This is a genomic window from Flavobacterium soli DSM 19725 (genome assembly GCF_000422705.1).
Classification (GTDB): Bacteria; Bacteroidota; Bacteroidia; order Flavobacteriales; family Flavobacteriaceae; genus Flavobacterium; species Flavobacterium soli.
Genome location: NZ_AUGO01000020.1, coordinates 1 through 3,342, shown reverse-complemented (window position 1 = coordinate 3,342; position 3,342 = coordinate 1). Strand labels below are relative to the sequence as shown.

Genomic DNA, 3,342 nt, shown 5'->3' with positions numbered 1-3,342 from the left:
CCAGCCAGTCCAGCATGCCTTGCGACACACCTTCAACCCTGCTGGAATGCTCCCCTACCACTTGCAGTAAACTGCAAATCCATAGCTTCGGTAATATGCTTATGCCCGATTATTATCCATGCTCGTCCGCTCGACTAGTGAGCTGTTACGCACTCTTTAAATGAATGGCTGCTTCCAAGCCAACATCCTAGCTGTCTGGGCAGACAAACCTCGTTCTTTCAACTTAGCATATATTTGGGGACCTTAGCTGATGGTCTGGGTTCTTTCCCTCTCGGACTTGGACCTTAGCACCCAAGCCCTCACTGTTATGAAACATTATATAGCATTCGGAGTTTGTCAGGAATTGGTAGGCGGTGAAGCCCCCGCATCCAATCAGTAGCTCTACCTCTATATAACTTTACGCATAACGCTGCACCTAAATGCATTTCGGGGAGTACGAGCTATTTCCGAGTTTGATTGGCCTTTCACCCCTACCCACAGGTCATCCGAAGTCTTTTCAACGACAACCGGTTCGGACCTCCACTATGTGTTACCACAGCTTCATCCTGCCCATGGGTAGATCACACGGTTTCGCGTCTAACACTACTGACTATGGCGCCCTATTCAGACTCGCTTTCGCTACGGATCCATGGCTTAACCACTTATCCTTGCCAGCAACGTTAACTCGTAGGCTCATTATGCAAAAGGCACGCCGTCACCCCACTAAAGGGCTCCGACCGCTTGTAGGCGTATGGTTTCAGGATCTGTTTCACTCCGTTATTCACGGTTCTTTTCACCTTTCCCTCACGGTACTGGTTCACTATCGGTCTCTCAGGAGTATTTAGCCTTAGCGGATGGTCCCGCCAAATTCAGACAGGGTTTCACGTGCCCCGCCCTACTCAGGATACCACTATCCATTACACTCGTTACCCATACGGGGCTATCACCCTCTATGGCCCAGCTTTCCAGCCGGTTCCGGTTCCTTGTGCAGGGAATATCGTGGTCCTACAACCCCAGCACTGCCGTAACAGCACTGGTTTGGGCTAATCCGCGTTCGCTCGCCACTACTTACGGAATCACTTTTGTTTTCTTCTCCTCCGCCTACTTAGATGTTTCAGTTCAGCGGGTTTGCCCCCCTATCGGAGTAATGCATCTTCAATGCATTGGGTTGCCCCATTCAGGTATCTGCGGATCAATCGATGTGTGCTCGTCCCCGCAGCTTTTCGCAGCTTATCACGCCTTTCATCGCCTCTGAGAGCCTAGGCATCCCCCATACGCCCTTATTTTGCTTATTGTACCAATCATAAATCAATTATGACCGTTTTTTTTATTCTTTCCTGCAAGCAGGATCGAATGCTTTCTACTTTTTAATATTTTCTTATCTCAATATGTCAATGAACGGTTTTTCCTTTCGGAACTGTGGAGAATATCGGAGTCGAACCGATGACCTCCTGCGTGCAAGGCAGGCGCTCTAGCCAGCTGAGCTAATCCCCCAATCTTAGTTATGAGTTATTAGTTATGAGTTATGAATTTTTACCTCATAAGGTCTCAACCCTAGAATTTCCTTATTCAAGGATCAAAATAGTAGTCCCGGGCAGACTCGAACTGCCGACCCCTACATTATCAGTGTAGTACTCTAACCAGCTGAGCTACGAGACTCTGTTTTTTGCTTGAATTGTTTTATTTAAATCAACAGCAGAAAGTAAAGCGATCCTTAGACCACATAATCATAAATTGCGTCTTTCTCTAGAAAGGAGGTGTTCCAGCCGCACCTTCCGGTACGGCTACCTTGTTACGACTTAGCCCTAGTTACCAGTTTTACCCTAGGCAGCTCCTTGCGGTCACCGACTTCAGGCACCCCCAGCTTCCATGGCTTGACGGGCGGTGTGTACAAGGCCCGGGAACGTATTCACCGGATCATGGCTGATATCCGATTACTAGCGATTCCAGCTTCACGGAGTCGAGTTGCAGACTCCGATCCGAACTGTGACCGGTTTTATAGATTCGCTCCTGGTCGCCCAGTGGCTGCTCTCTGTACCGGCCATTGTAGCACGTGTGTAGCCCAAGGCGTAAGGGCCGTGATGATTTGACGTCATCCCCACCTTCCTCACAGTTTGCACTGGCAGTCTTGTTAGAGTTCCCGACATGACTCGCTGGCAACTAACAACAGGGGTTGCGCTCGTTATAGGACTTAACCTGACACCTCACGGCACGAGCTGACGACAACCATGCAGCACCTTGTAAATTGTCTTGCGAAAGGCCTGTTTCCAAGCCGGTCAACCTACATTTAAGCCTTGGTAAGGTTCCTCGCGTATCATCGAATTAAACCACATGCTCCACCGCTTGTGCGGGCCCCCGTCAATTCCTTTGAGTTTCAAACTTGCGTTCGTACTCCCCAGGTGGGATACTTATCACTTTCGCTTAGCCACTGAGATTGCTCCCAACAGCTAGTATCCATCGTTTACGGCGTGGACTACCAGGGTATCTAATCCTGTTCGCTACCCACGCTTTCGTCCATCAGCGTCAATCCACCAGTAGCAACCTGCCTTCGCAATTGGTATTCCATGTAATATCTAAGCATTTCACCGCTACACTACATATTCTAGTTGCTTCCTGGAAATTCAAGTCTGGCAGTATCAATGGCCGTTCCACCGTTGAGCGATGGGCTTTCACCACTGACTTACCAGACCGCCTACGGACCCTTTAAACCCAATGATTCCGGATAACGCTTGGATCCTCCGTATTACCGCGGCTGCTGGCACGGAGTTAGCCGATCCTTATTCTTACGGTACCGTCAAGCTCCCTCACGAGGGAGTGTTTCTTCCCGTACAAAAGCAGTTTACAATCCATAGGACCGTCATCCTGCACGCGGCATGGCTGGTTCAGGCTTGCGCCCATTGACCAATATTCCTCACTGCTGCCTCCCGTAGGAGTCTGGTCCGTGTCTCAGTACCAGTGTGGGGGATCTCCCTCTCAGGACCCCTACCCATCGTTGCCATGGTAAGCCGTTACCTTACCATCTAGCTAATGGGACGCATGCCCATCTTGAACCGTTGGAACTTTAATAGTCGAGTGATGCCACTCAAATATACCATGGGGTATTAATCCAAATTTCTCTGGGCTATCCCCCTGTTCAAGGTAGGTTGCATACGCGTTACGCACCCGTGCGCCGGTCTCAAGCTAGCAAGCTAGCTCTACCCCTCGACTTGCATGTGTTAAGCCTGCCGCTAGCGTTCATCCTGAGCCAGGATCAAACTCTTCATCGTATATTGTTCGGACTGAAATAAATCTCTGCCCAGTATTTTCGACGAATCTCTAACATCTGTAAATCTTGCGATTCACCTTACTTTCTTTTTCTTTGTC

General features: G+C 49.4%; 2 tRNA genes and 2 rRNA genes. All 4 read right to left on the bottom strand.

Going from position 1 to position 3,342, the window contains the following annotated elements:
* Positions 1-1,273 (bottom strand): 23S ribosomal RNA (locus G508_RS0115430); the annotation flags it as partial.
* 126 nt (positions 1,274-1,399) lie between these two features.
* Positions 1,400-1,473, bottom strand: a tRNA-Ala gene (locus tag G508_RS0115425).
* A gap of 91 nt (positions 1,474-1,564) precedes the next feature.
* Positions 1,565-1,638: transfer RNA gene (locus G508_RS0115420), tRNA-Ile, on the bottom strand.
* Between the two features lie 91 nt (positions 1,639-1,729).
* A 16S ribosomal RNA gene (locus G508_RS0115415) occupies positions 1,730-3,245 on the bottom strand.
* Positions 3,246-3,342 lie beyond the last annotated feature (97 nt).